Raw genomic sequence first — 17,462 nt, 5'->3', positions numbered from 1 at the left:
CGCACCGGGCTCGCTCATCGCCAGCGCGCCCACATGCTCGCCGCTGATCAGCTTGGGCAGGTACTTGCGCTTTTGCGCCTCGGTGCCGTTGCGCCGGATCTGGTTCACGCACAGGTTGGAGTGGGCGCCATAGGACAGGCCGACCGAGGCGCTGGCGCGGCTGATCTCCTCCATCGCCACCATGTGGGCCAGGTAGCCCATGTTGGCTCCACCGTATTCCTCGGGCACGGTGATGCCCAGCACACCGAGCTCGCCCATCTTGCGCCACAGGTCCATCGGGAACTGGTCTGTGGCGTCGATCTCGGCCGCGCGCGGGGCGATCTCGGCCTGCGCGAAGGCGCGCACCGTGTCGCGCAGCGCGTCGATGTCCTCGCCGAGCTGGAAGTTGAGTCCGGGCAGTTGCATGGTCATGGGTCCTTCGTCTGCAGATAAGAGGCGGATCGCCGCGGCGTCTCAATGCCGCACGCCGTCACGGCCGAGCACGGTCATGATCGTTGCCGTCATCGTGGCCACCAGTCGCTCGCCGTCCGGTCCGCTCTCCAGGGCCCGGCCGTCGACGACCGAGATGGTGCGCCCGGCCTTGGTGACCTCGGCCTCGACACGGAATCCGGGCCCGCGCGCCGGCGCGAGCAGGTTCACCTTGAACTCGATGGTCAGCACCGCCGCCTCCGGCGGCATCAGGGAAAACGCGGCATAGCCACAGGCCGAGTCCAGCGCGGTGGACACCACCCCGGCATGCAGGAAGCCGTGCTGCTGGGTCAGGTCGTCTCGGTGCCGCATCTTCAGCACCACCCGCCCGGCCTGCACCTCCTCGAGCGTGATGCCCAGGGTGGCCATCACCGCCTGGCGCGCAAACGAGGCGCGCACCCGGGCAGCGAAGTCCGGATCGGCCGGGGCCGGTTCGGCGGGGCTGGACATGAGCGACTCCTGGACCGCAAGCGACGTAAACCCGCAGCCTAATTGACGTTGACGTAAACGTCAATTCTGGCTTGCACAAACGCCCATGGCAGGGCGCCGGGCTCAGGCGCGCTTTTTGCGCTCGAACTCGCCCAGCAGGCGCCGTGCCTCGCGTTCGTGGCTGCTCACTTCCTCCAGGGTCACCTGCAGGTCGGCGAGCTGCTGCTCGAGCTGCTCGCGATGCGCCGCCAGCACGACCAGGAACTTCTTCAACTGGGGCACGGTGTCGCGGGGCGACTCGTACATGTCCACCAGCTCCTTGATCTCGGCCAGACTGAGCCCCAGCCGCTTGCCCCGCAGCGTGAGCTTCAGACGCGTGCGGTCGCGTGCCGTGTAGACGCGGTTGCGGCCGTTGGGGCCGCTGCGCTCGGGGCTGAGCAGGCCGCAGTCTTCGTAAAAGCGGATGGCCCGGGTGGTCAGGTCGAACTCACGCGCCAGCTCGCTGATGGTGTAGCTGGGCGACGCGGTGGTGACAGCGGAATTGGCCATGGCTGCCTATACTGGGGCGAATGACGTTTACGTAAAGTGTAGCGAATGAACCCGCAGGAACAGCGTCTCGAATACCCGCTGGGCGAGCGCCTGCCGCCGCCCGGCGCCAGCCTGGAAGTGGCCCCCGGGCTGCGCTGGGTGCGCATGGGCCTGCCCTTTGCACTCGACCACATCAACCTGTGGCTGCTGCGCGACCGGCTGGACGGCCGCGAGGGCTGGACGCTCGTCGACTGCGGCATCGCCAACGATGCCACGCGCCAGGCCTGGGAGCAGGTCTTCGACCGGGAGCTGGAGGGGCTGCCCGTGCTGCGCGTGATCGTCACCCACATGCACCCCGACCACATCGGCCTGGCCCACTGGCTCACCGAGCGCTGGGGCTGCCGCCTGTGGATCAGCGCCACCGACTACAACGCCGCCCGGCTGGGCAGCCTGCGCGCTGGCGGGCATGGCGGCGACAGCGCCGCCGCCTTCTTCGCCAGCCACGGCCTCACCGACCCACTGTCCGTGGAGCGGGTGCGCCAGCGGGGGAACTACTATGCCTCCATGGTGCCCCGGGTGCCCGAGCAGTTCCGGCGCCTGATGCACGACCAGGTGCTGCGCATCGGCGGTCGAGACTGGCGTTGCATCGCCGGCTATGGCCACGCCCCTGAACACATCTCGCTGTACACCGAGGACGGCGGCCCGCTGCTCATTGCCGGAGACATGTTGCTGCCGCGCATCTCCACCAACGTCAGCGTCTTCGACCTCGAACCCGAGGGCAATCCCCTGCCGCTGTACCTGGCATCGATCCAGGGCCTGTGCAGCCTGCACGAGGACACGCTGGTCCTGCCCTCGCACGGGCGACCCTTCCTCGGGCTGCACGAGCGGGTGCGGCAGTTGCAGGCCCACCATGCCGAGCGCCTGCACGAAGTGATGCAAGCCTGCAGCAGCGCGCCGCGCAGCGCGGCCGATCTGCTGGGCGTGATGTTCAAGCGCCCGCTCGACCTGCACCAGACGACCTTCGCGATGGGCGAAGCCCTGGCCCACCTGCACGCCCTGTGGTTCGAGGGCCGGCTCGAACGCCGGCTTGGCGAGGACGGGGTCTGGCGCTTTGCGAATGCCTGATCAGAACAGCCGCACGCCCGTGAGCCGTTCGTGCTCGCGGATGGCATAGCGGTCGGTCATGCCGGCGATGTAGTCGGCAATCGCCCGGCGCCCCTTGCGGCCGTCCTGCCAGTGATCGGCTGGCATCTCGCGCGGGTCGTGATCGTAGGCGGCGAACAGCTCCCGCACGACCCGTTTGCCGCGCTCGGTGGTCTCCACCACCTGCGGGTGCCGGTAGAGGTTGGCGCGCAGGAAACGCTTGAGCTCATCGCTTTGCGCGCGCATGGTCGGGCTGAAACGAAGCAGGACGGGCAGCCGACGCACCTCATCGACGTCCCGCGGCCGATGGGCCTCCAACGCAGCCCGCGTCGCATCGATGACGTCGTACACCTGGTCCGACAGCATGCGGCGGATCGCCTCGGCCAGCACGCGCTTGACCGGAAGATCCGGGTGCTCGCGCAGCACCGCATGACGGTAGCGTGCCACCAGCGGCACTTCTTCGAGCTGCTCGAAACGCAGCAGGCCCGAGCGCACGCCATCGTCGATGTCGTGGGCGTTGTAGGCGATCTCATCGGCCAGGTTGCACAACTGGGCCTCCAGGCTGGGCCGCGTGCCCTCCAGGAAGCGCCGTCCCACCTCCCCCAGTCGCTCAGCGTTGGCACGCGAGCAGTGCTTGAGCACCCCCTCGCGTGTCTCGAAACTGAGGTTGAGCCCGTCGAAGCCGGGGTATCGTTCCTCCAGCTCGTCAATCACCCGCAGGCTCTGCAAGTTGTGCTCGAAGCCGCCGTCCTCGCGCATGCATTCGTGCAGCGCATCCTGGCCTGCATGGCCGAAGGGCGTGTGGCCCAGATCATGCGCCAGCGCGATGGCCTCGACCAGATCCTCATGCAGCCCCAGCACCCGGGCGATGGAGCGACCCAGCTGGGCCACCTCCAGCGAATGTGTCAGACGTGTGCGGAACAGGTCGCCCTCGTGGTTCAGGAAGACCTGGGTCTTGTAGACCAGTCGCCGGAAGGCCGTGCTGTGCACGATGCGGTCGCGGTCGCGCTGGAAGGCGTTGCGGGTGGGCGCCTCGGGTTCGGGATGGCGCCGTCCTCGCGAATGGGCCGGGTCACAGGCGTAGGGGGCGAGCATCGCGCTGCTGGCCAGGCGTCAAGCCGTGCAGGCCTCGATCACTTCGACCACCAAGGCATCGGGCACTGCACGCAAGCCCGCGCGCCCCAAGGCCTCGATGACCACGAAGCGGATCTGCCCACCCTCGTTCTTCTTGTCCACCCGCATGAGATCGAGATAACGCGACGCGCCCAGGGGCGGCCCCTGTACCGGCAATCCTGCCCGCTCGATGAGACGGCGCATGCGATCCACGAACGAGGCTGGCATCAAACCCAGACGGGCCGACAACTCGCTGGCCATCACCATGCCGCAGCCCACCGCCTCGCCATGCAGCCAGTGCCCATACCCCAGGCCCGCCTCGATCGCATGTCCGAACGTGTGGCCGAAGTTCAGGATCGCGCGCAGGCCGGACTCGCGCTCATCCTGCCCGACCACCCAGGCCTTGATCTCGCAGGAGCGGCGCACCGCATGAGCAAGCGCGGCCTTGTCGCGAGCGCGCAGGGCCGCGATGTTCGCCTCGATCCAGTCCAGGAAGGCCGGATCGGCGATAGGGCCGTACTTGATCACTTCGGCCAGGCCGGCCGACAGCTCACGCTCGGGCAGGGTGTCGAGCACGTCGAGGTCGCACACCACCGCTTGCGGCTGGTAGAAGGCCCCGATCATGTTCTTGCCGCGCGGGTGGTTGATCGCCGTCTTGCCGCCCACCGAGGAGTCCACCTGCGCGAGCAGCGTCGTGGGCACCTGCACGAAGGGCACCCCCCGCATGTAGCAGGCGGCGGCAAAACCGGTCATGTCGCCGACCACCCCACCGCCCAGGGCATAGAGCACCGTCTGACGATCGCAGCCTTCGGCCAGCAGGGCATCGAAGATGCGGTCGAGCGTGGGCCAATCCTTGTGCACCTCGCCATCGGGCAGCACGACCTGGATGACCCGCTCGTGGCGAGCGGCCAGCGCATCGGCCAGCGCCTGGGCGTACAGCGGCGCCACCGTCTCGTTGCTGACGATGGCGGCCATCCGGCTGCGGGGCAGCCCGGCATAGCTGTCCGCCGAGCCCAGCAGACCGGGGCCGATCAAGATGGGGTAGCTGCGCTCGGCCAGTTGAACCGTCAGCGTCTGAGGCAACAGGGAAGAGGGTCTGCCGTGCATGCCCTCAGTGTAGTGGATCGTGACAGCCGCCCGACGCTAGGCTTGGGGTGGCCACAGCCCGCCGAGCTCCAGTTGTGTGGCGATCGTCTGCGTCAACAAAGCCACTGAGGGCCGGCCGGTTTCCACGGTGAAATGGGCCACTTCTCGATAGAGGGGGTCACGCACCCGATAGAGTTCTCGCAACTTGGCCAGAGGATGAGCCACCTGAAGCAGCGGCCGCTGCCGATCGTGCCGCAGCCGCCGGGCCAGATCCTCGGGTGAAGAGCGCAAGTAGACCACGATGGCCCCGCGGGCCAGGAGGCACCGATTGTCTTCGCGCAACACGATGCCTCCCCCGGTGGCCATGACACATCGACGCGGGGGGGTCAGGGCGTCCCGGAGGGTCTCGTGCTCGATCTGCCGAAACCGCTCCTCCCCTTCACGCTCGAAAAACGCCCGGATCGTCTCGCCCAGGCGCTTTTCGATCAGCGCATCGGTATCGATCAAATCGAGCTGCAAACGGCGAGCCAGATGGCGGCCGATCGTGGACTTGCCACTGCCGGGCAAGCCGACGAGAGCGATGACGCCCGCGGCGCGCGCCGTCGAGTCGCTCGGCGCATGCGGCGAATCTGCAGGGAGACGGACCTCTTCCGAGGCCATCACGGCATCGTGACCACGGTATTGACCTCATAGGACTTGAATTTGGCCACGACCGTGACATTCGCTCCGCTGCAAGTTCCGGCGCCGCTCAAGCGATGTTCCGTCGGCGCAATGTCCCCATCACTGACCTGCGCCGGAGAGACGGAAATCGTGCATCCGCTGGGCACTCCTTGTACAGACAAGGCTGTGCCCGCCGGGGCTGCCGTGCGACGGGTGCCGTATTGTGCGAACAATCGAACCCGCGCCGCCCCCGCAGTACTCGCGTCTTCGAGCCCCATGACGCGGGGATCGGACACCGGCAATATCGTTCGGGTGCGAATGATCGAACGCCCCCAAACCCCATCGCAGGTGCCCGGCACCGACAAGGGCACCGAGTTATCGTTCAGATAGTCGTCGTACGTAGAGCCCGGCTGAACACACGTCGATGTGCCTATTCCAAGCGCACCCGAAGCGCTGCTCCCCAGGTTCAATTCGTCAATGCCCGAGTCGTACGTTGCGTTTTCGTTGTCGTCCCTGAACAAACGACCGGCGTCCCAGAACGGCTCACCGGCATCGTAGCGACCGCTGCCGTTCAGATCGACGTAGGCTTCCTCACCCTCCAACCAAGCCAGCACAGACACATAACCATCGCTGGGACGACGGTTCTGCGTCGCAAATGTGACGCTACACGCAGAAATGTTCGATGCTCCAGAGGTGGCGCCCGTCAATCGGCAGGATGTTTGGATTTGCCCGCCCTCGGTGGAAAACTGCACCACCGAACCTTCAGGTACGGGGTTGCCCGCCGTGTCGGTCACGCGCACTGTGATCGTGGTGGTGTCGCCATCGACCGACCAATCCAACGCGTACTTTTCTGCGGAGATCGAAATGGATTTCTGGCTCGGCAAATTGGTGCTGACATCGGAAATGCCTCCGCCAGGCGCACTGCCGCCCCCACCCGTTCCAGAGCCCCCGCCATCACCGCTCGATCCGCTTCCACTGCCTCCACTGCCAAATGGCGAGTCACCTGCGTCCCCCCCGCCGCCACCGCAGGCCGCGACAAGGGCGAGCACAGCAATGGCCAGACCGGCCTGTTTGAACATCCGTTTGTACATGATCCCGTTCCTGAACGTTCGACTTATGCCAAAGCTTTAGGGCCACTCACTGCACCCCGCCGCGCTCGGAAACGATGCGGGGCGTGAGGAACACCAGCAGTTCGGTCTTCTCCCGCGACGTGCCGCGCTGCTTGAACAGATGGCCCAGCACCGGGATGTCGCCCAGCAGCGGCACCTTGCTGACATCCTCGCGCTCGCTCATCGTGAAGATGCCACCGATCACCACCGTGCCGCCGTTCTCCACCAACACCTGGGTCTTGACGTGCTTGGTGTCGATCGCATAGCCGCCGGGTGTCAGGATGCCCGGGGTGTCCTTGTTGACGTCAACGTCGAGGATGATGCCGCCCTCGGGCGTGATCTGGGGCTTGACTTCGAGCTTGAGGCTGGCCTTGCGGAATTCCACGCTGGTGGCACCGCTGGAGGTGGCGTTCTGGTAGGGCAGTTCGGTGCCCTGCTCGATCAGCGCCGTCACCTGGTCGGCCGTGATGACACGCGGACTGGAGACCACACGGCCCTTGCCGTCGGCTTCCAGGGCCGAGATTTCCAGGTTCAGGAAGCGGTTGGCCGCGGAGCTGAACAGCGACAACGCCAGCGTGGCCGGGTTGGAGCCGTCGATGGACTGCGCCGGCAGGTTCACGAAATAGCTGTTCGGGATGTAGCTGCCCCCGGTGACCGCCGCCTGCAGGGTCTGCTCACCGATGCCGAGGTAGGTGCCCCCGATACCGATGCGGTTGTTGCCACCCAGGCTCCAGCCCGGTGTGCCGCCCCGCACGCCACGCAGGTCGGTGGCACCGAGCTTGACACCCAGTTGGCGGCCGAAGCTGTCGTCAGCCTCGACGATGCGCGCCTCGATCATGACCTGCCGCACCGGGATGTCGATCTTGCTGATGAGCTGCTGCACTTCCTCCAGCTTGGAGGCGATGTCCGTGATGAACAACTGGTTGGTACGCGGCTCGGCAATGACACTGCCACGCGGCGTGAGGATGCGCATGCCTCCCCCGCCGCCACCCGGCGCCCCCGGGGAGCCCGCCCCTGCGCCGGAGCCCACCAGGCTGCGCACCACGTCGGTGGCCTTGGCGTAGTTGAGCTGGAAGGACTGGGTGCGCAGCGGTTCGAGCTGGGCGATCTGGGCCTTGGCCTCGAGCTCGAGCTTCTCCTTGGCCGCGATCTCGTCCTTGGGAGCGATCCACAGCACATTGCCGGCCTTGCGGTAGCCCAGCCCCTTGGCCTGCAGGATGATCTCCAGGGCCTGGTCCCAGGGCACGTCGCGCAGGCGCAGCGTGACGTTGCCGGTCACGGAGTCGCTGGTCACCACGTTGAAGTTGGTGAAGTCCGCGATCACCTGCAGCAACGAGCGCACCTCGATGTTCTGGAAGTTCAGCGAGAGCTTCTCGCCCTGGAAGGTGGGGCCCTGCACGAGGCGGTTGGGATCCTCCTTCTGCGGGCGGACCTCCAGCACGAACTGGGTGTCGGTCTGGTAGGCGCTGTGCTCCCAGTTCCCGCGGGGCTCGACCACCATGCGCACCAGGTCACCCACCTGCGTGGTGGAGACCGTCTGCACCGGCGTGCCGAAATCGGTCACGTCCAGACGACGGCGCAGGCTGTCGGGCAGGGTCGTGCGCAGGAACTCCACCACCAGGTTCGCACCCTGCTGACGGATGTCCACGCCCACCTGGGTGCTGGGCAATTCGACCACCACACGGCCGGCCCCTTCGGCCCCGCGCCGGAAGTCCACGCCGCGCAGGGCCTGCGCAGTCTCGTTGGTGCTGGGGGCGAAATGGACGGTGCTGCCGGCAGCCGACGCAGCCGCCCCGGTGTTCTCCAGCACCAGCAGCAAGGCATTGCCTTGGATCTGTGCGGTGTAGTTGGCCGGCTGCTTCAGGTTCAGCACGAGGCGGGTGCGCTCACCGGCCTGGGCGATGTTGGCCGAGCGCACATTGCCCTGGTTGATGTCCACGCTGGAGCGCGGCAGGTCACTGGTCACGCCAGGCAGGTCGATGGCGATGCGCGGCGGCGTCTGCACGGTGAAGCCGCCGGGCACGGCCTGCAGAGGCTGGGACAGCTCGATGCGCACGACCTCGGCGCCTGCGCTCTGGCTGGCGCTGATCGAACGGATGGCCGCCTGCGCCAGGGCCAAGGCCGGCGCCACGAACAAGACCAGCCCCAGGGCGCCGATGCGCAGGTTCTTCATCTTGGTGTGTTGCTGCATGGTTCTCATTGGGTCTTCTCCTGAAGCTGCAGGCTGCTGGTGCGCTCGATCCACTCGCCAGCGGCGTCCTGAACGATCTCCCGGAGAGAAACCTCCGTCTCGGTGATGCGGGTGATGCGACCGTAGTTCTGTCCCAGGTAGTCGCCGACCTTGACCTGGTAGAGCAGGTTGTCCACGCGCAGCAAGGCGTATTGGCGTCCCTGGCGGGAGACACTACCGACCATGGTCATGCTGTCCAGGGGGTAGGCCTCCAGCGGTTCGCGCCGCCGGTTCAGTTCGGCCGCGATCAGCGAGTTCGGCTGGCGCGCCTCCTGCTTGAGCGCGACGGAGAGCTTCTGGGGGCTGAAAGGCTCGACGCCGTCGGCTGCCACGTAGGGCTGAGGGTCGAACTTCTTGGGCGGCTCCAGCGGGGTGACGCGGGGCTGGACCTCGCGCTTTTGCTGCTCCATCCAGGCCTGCAACTCGTCTTGCGGCCCCCCGCAGCCGGACAGGGCAGCCAGCGCCACCAGGGGCAGCGCGAGTGACTTCATGCACCGGCGCATCATTGCTTGCCCCCCTGCTTGGCAGCCTCGGCCTTGGCCTTGCGCTGCGCTTCGATCTCCGACTGATCCAGGTAGCGGTAGGTGCGGGCCGTCGCCTCCATGCCCAAAACCCCGCTGGTCTCGCCGCCCTTGGGCACGCTCACGTTCAGCCCATGCAGGGTCACGATGCGCGAGAGATTGGCGATGTCAGCGGTGAAGGCGCCGATGTCGTGGTAGCGGCCGGTCACGCGGATCGCGATGGGCAGCTCGGCGTAATAGTCCTTGACGACCACCTGACCGGGGCGGAACAGCTCGAACTGCAGGGCGCGGCCCAGGCCGGCCTGGTTGATGTCCGACAGCAAGGCGTCCATCTCGGCCTTGCCGGGCAACTGCTTCTCGAGCTGGGTGACGTATTCCTGGACCTGCAGCCGCTGCTTGCGCAGTTCACCGAGGTTCACCGCCTGGGCGAGCTTGTTGCGGTAGGTCTGCTTCAGCTCGGGCTCACGGTTGCGTTCGGACTCCAGCAGGTCGGCCTCACCGGTGAGCACCAGGAACCAGCCCAGCACCACCACCGCCACGGCCGCCAGCAGCCACACCGCCACTTGCGGGAGGATGGGCCATTGCCCGGGTTCGTTCGGATCCAGCCCCCGGAACTGGGAGGCGATCTCGTCGGACAGCTCGCTCAGATTGAGGTTTGCTTTGGCCATGACGTCTTCCTCAAGAGGGCGAACCCGCCGGTGCGCTGGCCGCCGCAGCCGGTACCGGGGCGTCCTGCGGGCGCTTGAGCGCCACGCGCATCGAGAACTCGAAAAGCCGGCGTTGCTCGCGCCCGTCGGTGCGCACATTGGCCGCCTTGATCTCGATGAGCTCCGGGCGCTCCAGCCAGGTGGAGTTGTAGGCGGTGTTGCGCAGCAGTTCGGACACGCGCTCGTTGGTCTGCGCCACACCGTTGATCGACACGGTCTGCCCGTCCTGGCGAATGGTGGTGAGGTACACGCCTTCGGGTGTCTGGCGCACCAGTTCGTTGAGCAGGTGCACCGGCATGTTGCGGTCGGTCTGCAGATCCTCCACCGCCTTCTGGCGCGCCTTGAGCGCCTCGATCTCGGCCCGCAGGTTGGCGATGTCCTTGATCTGTTCGTCGAGCTTGCGGATCTCCTGCTGCAAGAAGGCGTTGCGCTCCTGCTGGGTGGAGATCATTTGTTGCAGCACGGCGTACCACAGCACCACGATGAGCGCCCCGCCCAGGGCGGAGAAGCCCAGGACGGCAAAAAAGGCCTGCTTGCGGCGGCGGCGCTTTTCTTCCCGGTGGGGAAGCAGGTTGATGAGGATCATTGCAGGAACCTCCGCATCGCCAGGCCGCAGGCCGTGAGGTACGACGGGGCCTCACGGCGCAGCTTGCTCTCGCGCACGCTGGAACCGAGCTTCATGCCTTCGAAGGGGTTGACGATCATCGATGCGAAGCCGGTCTGCTCGGTGACGCGCTCCTTCAGTCCGGGCAGGGCTGCGCTGCCGCCAGCCAGCATCACGTAATGCACCTTGTGGTGAGGCGTGCTGGTGAAGAAGTACTGCAGCGCGCGGCCGACTTCCTGGGCCATGCTGTCGACAAAGGGATTGAGGATGGTCTGCTCGTAGTCCTCGGGCAGGTCTGCGGCGAGCTTCTTCTGCTCGGCCTCCTCGAAAGAGAAGCCGTACTGACGCGAGATCAATTGGGTGAGCTGGCTGCCGCCAAACGCCTGGTCGCGATCGTAGAGGAGTTCGTCGTCACGCAGCACTTTCAGGCTCGTGGTCTCGGCCCCGATCTCGAACAGCGCCACCAGCGAATCGCGCCCTTCATTGGGCAGGGCCTGGATCAGGCGGCTGACGGCCAGACGCGAGGCATGCGACTCGATGTCGAGCACCACCGGTTTGAGCCCGGCCGCCTCGGCCAGACCCTGGCGATCCTGCACACGGTCCTTGCGGGAGGCGGCGATCAGCACCTCCACGTCGCCGGCCGAGGTGGGGCTCGGACCGACCACGCAGAAATCCAGGCTGACTTCATCGAGCGAGAAAGGGATGTACTGGTTGGCCTCGGACTCGACCTGCATCTCGAGTTCCTCCTCGCGCAGGCCGGCGGGCAGCACGATCTTCTTGGTGATCACCGAGGACTGGGGCATCGCCATGGCCACATGCTTGGTGCGCGTGCCGCTCTTGACGACCACACGGCGCACTGCGTCGGCCACTTCGTCGAACTTCTCGATCTGACCGTCGGCGATCCAACCCTTCTCGAAACTCTCGGTGGCGAAACGTTCGACGACGTACTCACCGGAGGCGGTCTGCCCCAGTTCGACCAGCTTCACGCTCGACGAACTGATGTCCAGCCCGACAAGCGGCGGATGCTTGCGGCCCAGCAAAACGTCAAGAAAGCTCACAGGGGTCCCCCAACGGCACGGACAGGTGCGCCGGATTGTTAATAAGTTACTTCAATGCTAGCAGTAAACCCTTTGAGCAACAAAGATTTTTTCACGCTTTAAACGTTTGTTTCCGTTGCCGGAAGTTGACGTCAAAACCCCGTTTCCGGGAGAACCCTGAGCCTGCGCCGGACATTGAAACAAGCTGTGTCAAGATGCCGACCCGCCAGGTGGGCAAGGGCGGTTCGTGCGGGTGCTGCAGGCGCGGTGCGGCATGGGGGCTTCCTATAATCGGAACAGCGATCCACCCACCCCGCGGCGCGCGGCGCCGGGGCGAACGCCGGCACGTGGCCGGCAAGGCCGCGTCCTGCGGCGGCCCATCGAAAGCGCATGCATGTCTGATTCCTCCCGCTCGTCTTCGCCCCAAGGTCGCCCCACATTGCCGCCCTGGGCGCACTGGGCAACCCGTGTGGCAGCCTGGACGCTGGGCCTGCTGGCCGCCGGGGCGGCGGCCGGCGCGATGCTGGTGGCCATGGCGCTGGCCGTGGCCTATCCGAACCTGCCGGACATCGACGGCCTGACCGACTACCGGCCGAAGCTGCCGATGCGCGTGTTCTCGGCCGACGGGGTGCTGCTGGGCGAATTCGGCGAGGAGCGCCGCAAGTTCGTGCCGATCGAGCAGATCCCCGTGGTGATGAAACAGGCCGTGCTGGCCATCGAGGACGCGCGCTTCTACGACCACAGCGGCATCGATTACAAGGGCATGCTGCGGGCGGCGCTGGCCAACTTCGGCTCGGTGGGCAGCCAGGGGGCCTCGACGATCACGATGCAGGTGGCGCGCAATTTCTACCTGTCCTCCGAGAAGACCTTCACCCGCAAGGTCTACGAAGTGCTGCTGGCCCTGAAGATCGAGAACATGCTGAGCAAGGACGAGATCCTCGAGCTCTACATGAACCAGATCTACCTGGGCCAGCGGGCCTATGGTTTCGCCGCCGCGGCGGAGATCTATTTCGGCAAGGATCTCAAGGACATCAGCATCGCCGAAGCGGCGATGCTGGCCGGCCTGCCCAAGGCACCGGCGGCCTACAACCCGATCCGCAACCCGCCTCGTGCAAGGGTGCGTCAGCAGTACATCATCGACCGCATGCTGGACAACGGCTTCATCACCGAGGCCCAGCACGCCACGGCCAAGGCCGAAGTGCTGCGTTACCGCCAGGCCCCGACCCTGCCCGTCCACGCCGAGTACGTGGCCGAGACCGCACGGCAGCTCATCTACAACCAGTACGGGGAAGAAAGCTACACGCGGGGGCTGAATGTCTACACCACGATCCGCTCGGACGAGCAGGTCGCGGCCTACCGCGCGCTGCGCAAAGGCATCATGGACTACGAGCGCCGCCAGTGGTACCGCGGCCCCGAAGGCCATGTGGACCTACCCAAGGACCCGGCCCAGGTCGATGCCCGTGTGGCCGAAGCGCTGGTGGAGTACCCGGACAACGACGAGGTGCGCGCCGCCGTGGTGCTCGAGGTGGACCCGAAGAAGCTCGTGGCCATGCTGGCCGATGGCCAGACCGTCACCGTGCAGGGCGAGGGCCTGCGCCCGGCACAATCGGGCCTGTCACCCAAGGCCAAGCCGAACATCCAGATCCGCGTGGGCTCGGTGATCCGGGTCATCGACCTCGGCCGCGCCGGTTGGTCGATCACCCAGTTGCCCGAGGTGGAAGGGGCCTTCGTCTCGCTCGACCCGCGCACCGGTCAGATCCGCGCGCTGGTGGGCGGCTTCGATCACGCCAAGAGCCGCTTCAACCATGTCACCCAGGCCTGGCGCCAGCCTGGTTCGAGCTTCAAGCCCTTCATCTACTCGGCCGCGCTGGAGCGCGGGTTCACCCCGGCCACGGTGATCAACGACGCGCCGCTCTTCTATGACGCGACGACCACCGGCAGCAAGCCCTGGGAACCCAAGAACTACGATGGCACCTTCGACGGGCCGATGTCGCTGCGCCGGGCCCTGGCCCGTTCGAAGAACATGGTGTCCATCCGCATGCTGGAGGCCATCGGCCCGGCCTATGCGCAGGAGTGGGTGACCCGTTTCGGCTTCGACCCGCAACGCCATCCCCCCTACCTCACCCTGGCGCTGGGCGCTGGCTCGGTCACGCCGCTGCAGATGGCCACCGCCTATGCGGTCTTTGCCAACGGGGGCTACCGGGTGCCGCCGTCGCTGATCACCAAGGTCACCGACAACCGGGGCCGGGTGCTCGTGGAGCACACCCCCGCACCGCTGGACGAGTCGATGCGGGCGATCGATCCGCGCAATGCCTTCGTGATGAGCAGCCTGCTGCAGGAAGTCACCCGCAGCGGCACGGCCGCCCGGGCCCAGGCCACGCTCAAGCGACCCGATCTGTACGGCAAGACCGGCACCACCAACGACTCGGTGGATGCCTGGTTCGCCGGCTACCAGCCCGAGGTGGTGGCGGTCGTGTGGATCGGCTACGACACCCCGCGCAAGCTGGGCGACCGCGAAACCGGCGGGGGCCTGTCGCTGCCGGTGTGGATCGACTACATGGCCACCGCGCTCAAAGGGGTGCCAGTGAGCCAGCCTGAACCGCCGCCGGGACTGATCCAGGTGGGCGGCGAATGGTTCTATGACGAATACGCCCACGGCGCGGGGGTGTCGAGCCTGGGCCTGGACGCCCCGCCACCGCCGGGCACCGCCACCTCGGAAGAGGAACGCCGCAGCATCCTCGATCTGTTCAGGCCCTGACAGCCCGGTTCCGGGCGGCCAAGCGCCGGGCCTCAGCCGGCGGTGAACGGCAGGGGCTGCCCGGCCAGTTCGCTGGCACAGTGTGAGAGCCGCTCGAAGAACTCGCCCCCTTCGCGGGTGTCGAGCCAGCGGCCCTGCACATACTTGTAGTGGTAGCCCCCGGAGCGGGCCGCGAGCCAGATCTCGTGCAGGGGCGGCTGGGTGTTGATGACCAGCTTGGCCCCGCTGGGAAAGACGAGTTCGAGCAGCCCGCCGGTGCGGTGGGTGTCGATGTCGATCACGTCGTCCTCGAGCAGGCGGTCCACCCAGGCCTCCACCGAGGCCAGCACGGACTGCGCGCGTTCGTGGTATTCGCTGTCGCTCAAGGGAGTGGGTTCGAGGGCCATCGCCGATAGAATCCGCGCATGTCGAAACGGGCATTCATTCTAGCGGCCGGCCTGCTGACGCTACTGGCGGTGGGCCTATCGGCCTGCGGCCAGAAGGGGCCGCTGTACCTGCCCGCCGCGTCGCCGGCCGCCGCGCCCGCGGCGGCACCGGCCTCGGCGCCCCCTCCTCCCCCTTCAGCCCCCTCTGCCCCGCGTTCCTGATGAAACTGCCCGGCGCTCCTTTTCTCGCCTACCGGGGCGAGTCGCTCCACCTCGACGGCTGCGAGCTGGCCGCCCTGGCCGATCGCTTCGGCACGCCCCTGTATGTCTACTCCCAGGCTGCGATGCTGGCGGCGCTGGCGCCGTACCAGCAGGCACTGGCCGGTCGCGAACACCTGATCTGCTATGCGATGAAGGCCAACTCCAATCTGGCCGTGCTGCAGACCTTCGCGCGGGCAGGATGCGGCTTCGACATCGTCTCGGGTGGCGAGCTTGCACGGGTGCTGGCCGCGGGCGTGAGCGCCGATCGCGTGGTGTTTTCCGGCGTGGGCAAGACCCGCGAGGAAATGCGAGACGCCCTGCGTGCGGGGGTGAAGTGCTTCAACGTGGAAAGCGAAGCCGAGCTGGAGGTGCTGTCGGCCGTGGCGGTGCGAGAGGGGCTCACGGCGCGCGTCAGCCTGCGCGTGAACCCCGACGTGGATGCCGGCACCCACCCCTACATCTCCACCGGGCTCAAGGCCAACAAGTTCGGTGTGGCCCATGACCGCGCCGTGGCCACCTACCGCCGGGCCGCCGCGCTGCCGGGCCTGTCGGTGATCGGCATCGATTGCCACATCGGTTCGCAGATCACCGAGACCGCGCCTTACCTGGACGCGCTGGACCGGGTGCTGGACCTGGTGGAGGCCATCGAGGCCGAAGGCATGCGCCTGCAGCACCTGGACCTGGGCGGCGGGCTGGGCATCACCTACACCGACGAGACGCCACCGGCGGCCGACGAGCTCATCGGTGCCCTGCTGGCCCGCCTGGATGCGCGCGGCCACGGTCACCGCATGCTGATGTTCGAACCCGGACGCTCGCTGGTGGGCAATGCCGGCGTGCTGCTCACCGAGGCGCTCTACCTCAAGCCGGGGGAAGAGAAGAACTTCTGCATCGTCGATGCCGCGATGAACGACCTGATGCGCCCGGCGATGTACGAGGCCACGATGGCCATCGTGGCCTGCCGGCGGCGCAACGAGGCGCCGGTCACCTACGACGTGGTGGGGCCGGTGTGCGAGTCCGGCGACTGGCTGGGCCGCAACCGGGCGCTGGCCGTGCAGCCGGGCGACCGGCTCGCGGTGTTGTCGGCCGGGGCCTACGGCATGAGCATGGCCAGCAACTACAACACCCGCGGCCGGGCGGCCGAGGTGCTGATCGTCGGCGGCGAGGCCCATCTGGTGCGCGAACGCGAGCAGCCGGCCGACCTCTTCCGCGGCGAGCGGCTGTTGCCCTGAGGCCCGGCCTGGGAAGCCGGGCTCAAGCCGCCTGCTTGAGAATGGCCAATCCCTTGAGGTATTCGCCCTCGGGAAAGCAGATCGTCATCGGATGGTCGGGCGAGGCCTCCAGGCGTGACAGGATCATCCCGTCCACCTCGGCGTCGAGTCCGGCGCCGGCGACGATCTTGTGAAAGAGCTCGGCACCGATGCCGCCGGAGCATGAGAAGGTCAGCAGCAAGCCCCCCGGGGCCAGCAGCTTGAAGGCCAGGCGGTTGATGTCCTTGTAGGCCCGCGCCGCACGTTCGGCATGGGCCGCCGAGGGGGCGAACTTGGGCGGATCGAGCACGATGGCGTCGAAGGTCCGGCCTTCGCGCACGAAGCGGCGCAGCGTTTCGTTCACGTCGGCATCGATGGCCTGGTGGCGTGCGGCCTCAAAGCCGTTGAGCACCACATGGGCCTGGGCCCGGGCCAGGGCCGGCGCCGAGGAGTCGACGCTCAGCACCTCCTGCGCCCCGCCGGCCAGCGCGGCGACGCTGAAGCCGCCGGTGTAGCTGTAGCAGTTGAGCACCCTCTGGCACCCGAAGTGGCGCACCCACTGCGCAAAGCGTTGCCGGTTGTCGCGCTGGTCGAGGTAGTAGCCGGTCTTGTGCCCCTCGGCCACATCGAGCGTGAGCTGCCAGCCGTGTTCGCGGATGGTGATCTCGGTGGGCCCCTGGCCGCGCAGCCAGCCGCGCTGCGCCGGCAGTCCCTCCAGGCCGCGCACCCCGGAGTCCGAGCGCTCGTACAGGCGCGTCAGGCCGGTGGCCGCGAGCAATTGGTCGGCGATCACGGCTTTCCAGCGCTCGGTGCCAGCCGAGAGGAACTGGGCGCTGAGCGTGTCGCCGTAACGGTCCACGATGAGGCCGGGCAGGGCGTCGGCTTCCCCATGGATCAAGCGCACGGCGTCGCTGTCGATCGGCAGGCGCGCGCGCAGCGCCAACGCGCGGCCGATGCGGCGGGCGAAAAAGTCCGCATCGATGCGTTCGGTCTCGTCGAAGCTCCACGCGCGTGCGCGGATCATCGAGGCGGGGCTGTAGGCCGCCCAGGCGAGGAAGCGGCCGTCCTGGGCTTCGACACGCACGGTGTCGCCGGCATTGGCTTGTCCGCGGGCGATGGACCCCTGAAAGACCCAGGGGTGGTGGCGCAGCAGGGAACGCTCCTTGCCTTCGCGCAGGGTGATGACATTCATGGAA

18 protein-coding genes are annotated in these 17,462 nt (G+C 67.2%); 4 read left to right on the top strand and 14 right to left on the bottom strand.

Annotated features, from left to right (window positions below):
• The 3 genes from ACK42S_RS03110 to ACK42S_RS03100 form a co-directional block, all read right to left on the bottom strand.
• A partial coding sequence (locus ACK42S_RS03110; protein WP_409703151.1) for an acyl-CoA dehydrogenase family protein occupies positions 1 to 405 on the bottom strand: 405 nt, incomplete at its 3' end.
• A 48-nt stretch (positions 406 to 453) separates the two neighbouring features.
• Positions 454 to 918 (bottom strand): PaaI family thioesterase, encoded by a 465-nt coding sequence (locus ACK42S_RS03105; protein WP_409703148.1) that lies wholly within the window; start codon positions 916 to 918, stop codon positions 454 to 456.
• A gap of 102 nt (positions 919 to 1,020) precedes the next feature.
• On the bottom strand, positions 1,021 to 1,446 hold the full coding sequence (locus ACK42S_RS03100) for a MerR family transcriptional regulator (RefSeq protein ID WP_409658013.1): 426 nt from the start codon (positions 1,444 to 1,446) through the stop codon (positions 1,021 to 1,023).
• Positions 1,447 to 1,491: 45 nt separating this feature from the next.
• On the opposite strand from ACK42S_RS03100, the gene ACK42S_RS03095 reads away from it, so the two are divergent.
• Positions 1,492 to 2,550 carry an MBL fold metallo-hydrolase gene (locus ACK42S_RS03095; protein ID WP_409703145.1) on the top strand — a complete coding sequence of 353 codons (1,059 nt, stop codon included), beginning with the start codon at positions 1,492 to 1,494 and terminating at the stop codon, positions 2,548 to 2,550.
• Here the strand turns inward: ACK42S_RS03095 and ACK42S_RS03090 are convergent, their stop codons facing one another.
• The 9 genes from ACK42S_RS03090 to ACK42S_RS03050 form a co-directional block, all read right to left on the bottom strand.
• Positions 2,551 to 3,663: a deoxyguanosinetriphosphate triphosphohydrolase gene (locus ACK42S_RS03090; protein ID WP_409703142.1), complete on the bottom strand. Its 1,113-nt coding sequence runs from the start codon at positions 3,661 to 3,663 to the stop codon at positions 2,551 to 2,553.
• Between the two features lie 18 nt (positions 3,664 to 3,681).
• A complete protein-coding gene (gene aroB, locus ACK42S_RS03085) occupies positions 3,682 to 4,788 on the bottom strand; it encodes a 3-dehydroquinate synthase (protein WP_409703139.1) in 1,107 nt (368 codons plus the stop codon).
• A 36-nt stretch (positions 4,789 to 4,824) separates the two neighbouring features.
• Complete coding sequence (locus tag ACK42S_RS03080) at positions 4,825 to 5,349, bottom strand: shikimate kinase (RefSeq protein ID WP_409703164.1); 525 nt, start codon at positions 5,347 to 5,349, stop codon at positions 4,825 to 4,827.
• A gap of 77 nt (positions 5,350 to 5,426) precedes the next feature.
• A complete protein-coding gene (locus ACK42S_RS03075) occupies positions 5,427 to 6,518 on the bottom strand; it encodes an Ig-like domain-containing protein (RefSeq protein ID WP_409703136.1) in 1,092 nt (363 codons plus the stop codon).
• 46 nt (positions 6,519 to 6,564) lie between these two features.
• Positions 6,565 to 8,727, bottom strand: coding sequence for a type IV pilus secretin PilQ (pilQ, locus tag ACK42S_RS03070; protein WP_409703133.1), 2,163 nt, complete (start codon positions 8,725 to 8,727; stop codon positions 6,565 to 6,567).
• 5 nt (positions 8,728 to 8,732) lie between these two features.
• Complete coding sequence (locus ACK42S_RS03065) at positions 8,733 to 9,269, bottom strand: pilus assembly protein PilP (protein ID WP_409703161.1); 537 nt, start codon at positions 9,267 to 9,269, stop codon at positions 8,733 to 8,735.
• Positions 9,269 to 9,955, bottom strand: a complete 687-nt coding sequence (locus ACK42S_RS03060) for a type 4a pilus biogenesis protein PilO (protein WP_409703130.1) — start codon at positions 9,953 to 9,955, stop codon at positions 9,269 to 9,271. Before ACK42S_RS03060 ends, ACK42S_RS03065 begins: the two co-directional genes overlap by 1 nt.
• Positions 9,956 to 9,965: 10 nt before the next feature.
• Positions 9,966 to 10,580 (bottom strand): PilN domain-containing protein, encoded by a 615-nt coding sequence (locus tag ACK42S_RS03055; protein WP_409703127.1) that lies wholly within the window; start codon positions 10,578 to 10,580, stop codon positions 9,966 to 9,968.
• The gene (locus ACK42S_RS03050; RefSeq protein WP_409703124.1) at positions 10,577 to 11,656 is read right to left on the bottom strand and encodes a pilus assembly protein PilM; all 1,080 of its coding nucleotides are present in this window, start codon (positions 11,654 to 11,656) and stop codon (positions 10,577 to 10,579) included. Before ACK42S_RS03050 ends, ACK42S_RS03055 begins: the two co-directional genes overlap by 4 nt.
• Before the next feature lie 373 nt (positions 11,657 to 12,029).
• Here ACK42S_RS03050 and ACK42S_RS03045 point away from each other — a divergent pair, with 373 nt between their 5' ends.
• Entirely contained in the window at positions 12,030 to 14,393 is a 2,364-nt protein-coding gene (locus ACK42S_RS03045; protein ID WP_409703121.1) for a penicillin-binding protein 1A, read from the top strand.
• Positions 14,394 to 14,425: 32 nt separating this feature from the next.
• On the opposite strand, the gene cyaY is transcribed toward ACK42S_RS03045, so the two are convergent.
• Positions 14,426 to 14,779 (bottom strand): iron donor protein CyaY, encoded by a 354-nt coding sequence (gene cyaY, locus ACK42S_RS03040; RefSeq protein WP_409703118.1) that lies wholly within the window; start codon positions 14,777 to 14,779, stop codon positions 14,426 to 14,428.
• Positions 14,780 to 14,797: 18 nt separating this feature from the next.
• On the opposite strand from cyaY, the gene lptM reads away from it, so the two are divergent.
• Together lptM and lysA are read left to right on the top strand one after the other, a co-directional pair.
• The gene (gene lptM / locus ACK42S_RS03035; RefSeq protein ID WP_409703115.1) at positions 14,798 to 14,980 is read left to right on the top strand and encodes an LPS translocon maturation chaperone LptM; all 183 of its coding nucleotides are present in this window, start codon (positions 14,798 to 14,800) and stop codon (positions 14,978 to 14,980) included.
• Positions 14,980 to 16,248, top strand: a complete 1,269-nt coding sequence (gene lysA / locus ACK42S_RS03030) for a diaminopimelate decarboxylase (RefSeq protein WP_409703112.1) — start codon at positions 14,980 to 14,982, stop codon at positions 16,246 to 16,248. The genes lptM and lysA overlap by 1 nt, the downstream gene beginning before the upstream one ends.
• A 22-nt stretch (positions 16,249 to 16,270) precedes the next feature.
• Here the strand turns inward: lysA and ACK42S_RS03025 are convergent, their stop codons facing one another.
• Positions 16,271 to 17,458, bottom strand: a complete 1,188-nt coding sequence (locus ACK42S_RS03025) for a class I SAM-dependent rRNA methyltransferase (RefSeq protein WP_409703109.1) — start codon at positions 17,456 to 17,458, stop codon at positions 16,271 to 16,273.
• Positions 17,459 to 17,462 lie beyond the last annotated feature (4 nt).

It is taken from the genome of Caldimonas sp. (assembly GCF_046289365.1).
Taxonomy (GTDB): domain Bacteria; phylum Pseudomonadota; class Gammaproteobacteria; order Burkholderiales; family Burkholderiaceae_C; genus Caldimonas.
The sequence above is the reverse complement of the archived record's forward strand: the minus strand, read 5'-3'. Positions and strand labels throughout refer to the sequence as shown.